General features: G+C 71.4%; 4 protein-coding genes. 3 read left to right on the top strand and 1 reads right to left on the bottom strand.

Annotation, left to right across the window (positions count from 1 at the left end):
* The coding region (locus NON00_RS23550) for an Ig-like domain-containing protein (protein WP_305123537.1) at positions 1-5349 on the top strand (5349 nt) is incomplete at its 5' end.
* A 46-nt stretch (positions 5350-5395) separates the two neighbouring features.
* On the opposite strand, the gene NON00_RS23545 is transcribed toward NON00_RS23550, so the two are convergent.
* On the bottom strand, positions 5396-5641 hold the full coding sequence (locus NON00_RS23545; protein ID WP_256025234.1) for a hypothetical protein: 246 nt from the start codon (positions 5639-5641) through the stop codon (positions 5396-5398).
* 194 nt (positions 5642-5835) lie between these two features.
* Here NON00_RS23545 and NON00_RS23540 point away from each other — a divergent pair, with 194 nt between their 5' ends.
* Complete coding sequence (locus NON00_RS23540; RefSeq protein WP_256025233.1) at positions 5836-6141, top strand: general stress protein; 306 nt, start codon at positions 5836-5838, stop codon at positions 6139-6141.
* 112 nt (positions 6142-6253) lie between these two features.
* The gene (locus NON00_RS23535) at positions 6254-6760 is read left to right on the top strand and encodes a ferritin-like domain-containing protein (protein ID WP_256025232.1); all 507 of its coding nucleotides are present in this window, start codon (positions 6254-6256) and stop codon (positions 6758-6760) included.
* The last annotated feature ends 304 nt before the right edge of the window (positions 6761-7064 follow it).

Raw genomic sequence — 7064 nt, 5'->3', positions numbered from 1 at the left:
CTGGTCTTCACCTACAGCGTCGTCAGCGGTGATCTCGACGCCGATGGCATCGCCGTCTCCAGCCTCGCCCTCGCCGGCGGCGCCACCCTGCGCGATGCCGCCGGCAATGACGCCAGCCTCACCCTCGCCGGCATCGCCGCCACCACCGGCGTGCTCGTCGACGGCGTGCCGCCCAACCCGCCCACAATCAGCCTCGATGCCGGCTCCGACAGCGGTTCCTCCAGCAGCGACGCCCTGACCAACGACACCACCCCGAGCTTCTCCGGCACCGCCGAGGCCAATGCCACCATCACCATCCTCGTCGATGGCGTCGCCGATGGCACCGCCACCGCCGATGGCGCCGGCAATTGGAGCTACACCCTCGCCGCCGCCCTCACCAATGGCAGCTACAGCATCACCGCCACCGCCACCGACAGCGAGAACAATACTTCTGCCGCCTCCACCGCCGTCAGCGTGACCATCGACACCACCGCGCCCAGTACGGCCAGCGTGACCGGCCCTGCCGCCGGTTCCTACAAGGCAGGCACCACCCTCACCTTCAGCGTCGCCTTTGATGAGGCCGTCACGGTCAGCGGCACGCCGGGCCTGGCCCTCGACATCGGCGGCACCCTGGTGGAGGCCAGCTATCTCTCCGGCTCGGGCAGCAGCACGCTCGTCTTCTCCTACACCGTGCAGAGCGGCGAGGATGACGCCGATGGCGTCGGCCTGCCGGGCAGCATCACGCTGAATGGCGGCACCCTGCGCGATGCCGCCGGCAATGACGCCAGCCTCTCCTTCACGGCGCAGGCCGCCCTGGCCGGGGTGGTGGTGGACACCACCACGCCCACCATCACCGCCGGCACCGTGCCCACCTCCGGCACCTATGTCGCCGGGCAGGATCTCGAGTTCACCGTGAGCTTCTCGGAGGCCGTGCTGGTCGACACCAGCGGCGGCATCCCGGTGCTGAGCCTGACCATCGGCAGCACCAGCCGCAGCGCCACCTATGTCAGCGGCTCCGGCGGCACGGACCTGCTCTTCCGCTACACCGTGCAGGCCGCCGATGCCGATGGCAACGGCATCACCATCGACAGCCTCGACCTCAGCGGCGCCACGCTGCGCGATGCCGCCGGCAATGACGCCGCCCTCACCCTGGCCGCCCTGCCCGGCACCAGCGGCATCCTCATCGATGCCGCGCCGCCCACCGCCAGCACGCTGGAAGGCCCGGTCAGCGGCACCTACAAGATCGGCGACACGCTGACCTTCACCGCCGCCTTCTCGGAATCGGTGACGACCAGTGGCAGCCCGGCCCTGCTGATCGATATCGGCGGCGTCCAGCGCAGCGCGGCGCTGACCGGCAGCTCCAATGCCAGCAACCTCATCTTCACCTACGCCATCCAGGCCGGCGACCTGGACAGCGACGGCATCAGCATCCTGGGCTTCGACCTGGGCAGCGGCAGCGTGCTCGACCTCGCCGGCAATGCCTATGATGGCAGCGCGGCGGGCACGGTCTCCGACACCAGCCAGGTCCTGGTCGATGGCGTGGCGCCCAGCGTCACCGCCGTCAGCGTGCCGGCCGCCGGCGCCTACAAGGCCGGCACCACGCTCGATGTCACCGTCACCTTCTCCGAGGCGCTCAGCCTCGACACCACCGGCGGGCAGCCCAGCCTGGCGATCACCCTCGGCAGCACCGTGGTCACCGCCAGCTACAGCGGCACCAGCGGCACCAACGGGCTGATCTTCAGCTACACCGTGCAGTCGGGTGATACCGATGCCGACGGCATCGCCATCGGCGCCCTCAGCCTGAACGGCGCCACGCTGCACGACGCCGCCGGCAATGACGCCGCCCTCACCCTCAACAATGTCGCCGACAGCTCGGGCGTGCTGGTGGACACCACGCCCCCCGCCCTGAGCGCCCCGGGCTGGAGCGCCGGTCTCTACGGCGCCGGGCAGACGGTGGCCATCACCCTGGCCTTCGACGCACCGGTCTATGTGCAGGGCGGCACGCCCTATCTGGAGATCACGCTGGATGGCGGCGTCAACGCCCAGGCCAGCTATGTCTCCGGCAGCGGCACCGGCACGCTGGTCTTCCACTACACCCCGGCCAGCGGGGAGACGGCGGCCAGCGGCATCGACATCGCCTTCGGCACGGCCGATCTCGGCGGCGCCACGCTGCGCGACGCCGCCGGCAACGACTTCACCACCGGCGGCAACTTCACCCTGGCCGGCATCGTCATCGACACCACCCCGCCCGCCGCCACCGGCGCCACCATCACCAATGCCGGCGGCTGGTACCGCGCCGGGGATACGCTGGTCTTCGACATCGCCTTTGACGAGGCGGTGACGCAGGCCGGCGGCGGCAGCGCCACGCTGGATGTGGACATCGGCGGCACCATCCTCAGCGCCACGCTGACGGGCCAGCCGGATACCCAGACGCTGCGCTTCAGCCTGACCCTGCCGAGCGGGCTGCAGGACACCGATGGCATCCGCCTCTCCGGCGGTCCGGTGCTCAACGGCATGACCCTGCGCGATGCCGCCGGCAACGACGCCACCCTCACCCTCTCCGCCACCGACTTCGCCGCGGTGCGGGTGGACAGCATCCTCCCGGCGGTCAGCGACGTCATCCCGCCCAGCGCCGGCACCTATGTGGCCGGGGATACGCTGGACTTCACCGTGGTCTTCGCCGAGGACGTCACCGTCTCCGGCACGCCCAGCCTGACGGTGCAGATCGGCGGCACCACGCGCAGCCTCGACTATGTCTCGGGCAGCGGCACCAGCCAGCTTCTCTTCCGCTACACCGTGCAGGCGGGGGATTTCGACAATGGCGCCGGGGTCTCCCTCGTCACCACCCTGGATGGCGCCGCGGGGGTGGTGGATGTCGCCGGCAATGCCACGCCGGGCACCCTGCCCTATATCGATGGCAGCCTGATCCGCGTCGATGCCCTGCCGCCCGAGGTGCAGGCGGTGGCCGTGGTCGGCACCCCCGCCGCCAATGCCACGGAGCTGGATTTCACCATCACCTTCTCCGAGCCGGTGGCCAGCCTCACCGCCAGCGACCTGCTGCTGGTCTCGCCCGGCCTGCCGGATGCCAGCATCAGCAGCATCACCGGCAGCGGCACCACCTACACGGTGCATGTGCTGGCCGGCAGCGGCACGGGCAGCATCGCCATCGGCGTGCAGGCCGGGGTGCTCGACCTCGCCGGCAATGCCCTGACGGCCGACTACGCCGCCACCGCCACCACCCCGCTGGACACGGTGGCCCCGGTCCTCACCACCATCACCGCCCCCGCCGATGGCCAGTATGGCATCGGTGACACGCTGACCTTCACCCTGGTCTATTCCGAGGCCGTGCAGCTCTCCGGCACGCCGGTGCTGCAATTCAGCCTGGACGGCGCCACGGTGGAGGCCGCCCTGGCCAGTGGCAACGGTACCGACACCCTGACCTTCACCTGGACGGTCACGGAAGGCAGCACCACCGGCAGCAGCCCGATCTATATCGGCCTCTCCGGCACGGTGGTGACGGACATCGCCGGCAACCTGCCCGGCACGCCCACCGCCACCACCCCGGGCACCAGCGGCATCGTGGTGGATGGGGTGCGCCCCACCACCCCCACCCTGGTGCTCGACACCGCCAGCGGCAGCGACACGGGCACGCCGGGCGATGGCATCACCAGCGCGCTGCGCCCCACCCTCTCCGGCACCAGCAGCGGCGCCACCGCGCTGAATCTGTGGCGGAACGGCACGCTGGTAGACACCATCATCCCCGATGGCAATGGCGACTGGTCGTTCACCGAGGGCAGCGACCTCGCCGAGGGCAGCTACAGCTACACGCTGCAGGCGGTGGACCAGGCCGGCAATACCTCCAGCATCGCCACCCTGGCGGTGACGGTGGACGCCACCGCGCCGGGCACCCCGGCCCTCTCCACCCTGCCGGGCGAGGCGGCCTCGGGCGGCGGGCGGCTCTCCGCCAGCGGCGACATCACCCTGACCGGCACCGCCGAGGCGGGCAGCACCGTCACCGTGCTGGTCGATGGCGCCGAGATGGGCAGCGCCGTGGCCAATGGCAGCGGTGTCTGGACGCTCGACATCAGCCTGGGTGATGGCGACTACAGCCTGAGCGCCTACGCCACCGACGCCGCCGGCAATGAAGGGGCGGAGATGACCGCCCTGGCCCTGGCGGTCGATACCACCGCGCCGGATCTCTCCCTGGCCGCGCCGCTGACCCTGGCGGAGAACGCCGCGGCCGGCACCCTGGCCGGGCAGGCCCTGGCGACCGATGCGCAGAGCGTCACCTTCAGCCTGGAAGGCACGGCCGAGGCCCTGGCGCGCTTCACCATCGACAGCAGCACGGGGCAGATCCGCAGCCTGATGCCGCTCGACCACGAGGCGGCGGGCAGCTACGCCCTGACCATCGTGGCGACGGATGCGGCGGGCAATGTGACCAGCCTCGACACCAGCATCACCGTCGAGGATGTCAACGAAACCCCGACCGCCAGCGGCAGCCTCGCGCTGGAGGCCGACAATACCGGCGCCCTGCTGCTCGACCCGCAGGCCGCGGCCAGTGCCAGCGACCCGGATGCGGGGGACAGCCTCACCCCCAGCATCACCACCGGCCCGGCCCATGGCACGCTCGTGGTGCAGGCCGATGGCACGCTGCTTTATCAGGCGGAGTTCAACTACAGCGGTTCGGACAGCTTCACCTACCGTCTGACCGACAGCGGTGGCCTCTTCACCGAGGTGGTGGTGACGGTGGCCGTGCCCTTCACCGGCAGCACGCCCACCACCGCCAGCGCCAGCAGCATCGAAACCACCTCCTGGCGCAGCAGCACCGCCGGCAACCCCAGCGGCACCCCCTCGCAGGAGGCGACGCCGCCCGACCCGATGGGCACCAGCGGCGAGCAGAACCTGGCCGACAGCTTCCAGGCCGTGCTGCGGCCGGCGGGGCAGCTGGGCTCGGGCCAGAGCTCCTTCGAGGCCCTGATCAATGCCGGCACGGGCCAGACACGCTCGAACCTCGCCGAGCAGGGCGGCAGCGGCACCCTCCCCGGCGAGCCGAAGCCGGAGGAGAAGCTGGAAGAGGCGCCGGCACCGCGCCCCTTCGGCACCCCCGGCAGCCCGCAGGCCGAGGCCGGGCCCCAGGACGGCGCGGCGGATGGCACGGCCCTGGCCGGTCGGGGCGCCATGCCAGCGGAGCCGGCGGCGGAAGAAGCCGGGCCGGAGAGCCGGGTGGCGGAACTGCCGGATGGCCCCGCCTGGACCGGCTGGCAGGAGGAGATCAGCCTGGCCGCCGGGCGCTTCGAACGGGAGCGCGACGCCCTGCTGGCCACGCTGCGCAGCCTGGCCGGCATCCCCCCCACGCCGCCGCACGCCTGACGCGGCGGCGGCCCGGCGGGGCAGGACAGCCCGGCGGGGGGAAGGCTCAGCCCTTCCCCCCGTCCATCCCGTCTCCGGCCTCCTGGCCCGAGGCGTCGGTCTTGGGGCGCACCAGGGCCCTGGCCCCCGGCGTCGGCGGGCGGCGGCCCACCCCATCCGCCTGCCCGCCCGTCTCCTCGCTATAGGCTTCCTCCGGGCGGCGCAGCTTGGCGTCGGGGTCGTTCTGCTCCACCGAAACGTCATGCGGCCCCACCTCAGCGGGGCGGGCGGAGGGGAAGCGGGGCTTGTTCATGCGGGGTGTCCTTCTTGCCTGGCTGCGGGCTGTGCCCCGGGGTTCCGCGGGACAAGCCGCCCCGGCTTCTGCGGGTTCCCCGGCGCCAGAGAGACAAAATGAACAATTCGTCATGGAACAGCGCCAGCCAGGGCCGGTTCCTCTCCCACAGCCTCCGAACCGGAAGGCTGACGCCAGGAGAAGGAAAAACGCCGATGACGCAGCAGAACACCCCGAGCAACCGTGGCTTCGCCGCGATGGACGAGGACAAGCAGCGCGAGATCGCCTCCAAGGGCGGCCAGAGCGTGCCGGCGGAAAAGCGCCCCTTCGCCCAGGATCATGAGCTGGCGGCGGAAGCCGGGCGCAAGGGCGGCCAGCATTCGCAGGGCGGCGGCAACCAGGGCGAGAGCCAGGGCAAGAGCAACCGTGCCGCCGAGACCAGCGAGAAGGCGGGCAGCCACGAGAAGGCCGGCGAGGCCGGGCGCAAGGGCGGCCAGCCGACTCAGGGCGGCCGCTCGTGAGGCAGGGCGCCGCCCTCCCCGGGGCGGCGCCTTTTTCGGGGCGGCGACGGAAATCCGTGGCCGCCCTTTTCATGTCCGCATCCCCCGCTCACCCCCAGGAAAGGATTTCCCCATGGCCGGTATGAAGACCCTCGACGACCTGTTCCTGCACACGCTGAAGGACGTCTATTACGCCGAGCGGCAGATCCTGAAGGCGCTGCCCAGGATGGCCAAGGCGGCGCAGAGCCAGGACCTGCGCGACGGCTTCATGATGCATCGCGAGCAGACGCAGGAGCAGATCGAGCGCCTGCAGCAGATCTTCGAGACTCTGGGCAAGCGCGCCCAGGGCGTGACCTGCGAGGCCATCAACGGCCTGATCGAGGAATGCGAGGAACTGCTGGAAGGCACGCCGCAGCCGAGCGCGGTGCGCGATGCCGGGCTGATCGCCTGCGCCCAGGCGGTCGAGCATTACGAAATGGCCCGCTACGGCGCTCTGGCCGCCTGGGCCCGGGCCAGCGGCAAGAAGGACATCGTCACCCTGCTGGAGGAGACGCTGTCCGAGGAAAAGCAGGCAGACGCCCTGCTCAACAAGGTCGCGAATGACAGCATCAACCCGGAGGCGCTGCGCGAGGCGGCGTGAAACGGGCCTGGGTCCCCCTGCGTTCCGTTGGCGCCAACGGATGGCGGGGTCCCCAGAGGAAATATGGGGGGACCCTGTCCCCCCGGCGGGGTTCCAGGGGCGGAGCCCCTGGCCTGCGTCTCAGAGCCTACCGCAAACAGAGCAGGGCCACTCTCCGCCGCAGCACCAGGATGGCGTTCTGCCGCGCCGCGCGCGCCAGCCGCGCCCCCAGCCGCGCGGAGAGATGCGGCACGAACAGCATCGCCTCCGCCGGCCGGGCCGGGTCATCCGGCACGCCCAGCGCCGGGAGGCAGCGCGGCAGGCG

The sequence above is a fragment of the Roseomonas sp. GC11 genome (genome assembly GCF_024437745.1).
Lineage (GTDB): Bacteria > Pseudomonadota > Alphaproteobacteria > Acetobacterales > Acetobacteraceae > Pseudoroseomonas.
This window is presented reverse-complemented; position numbering and strand designations above follow the sequence as displayed.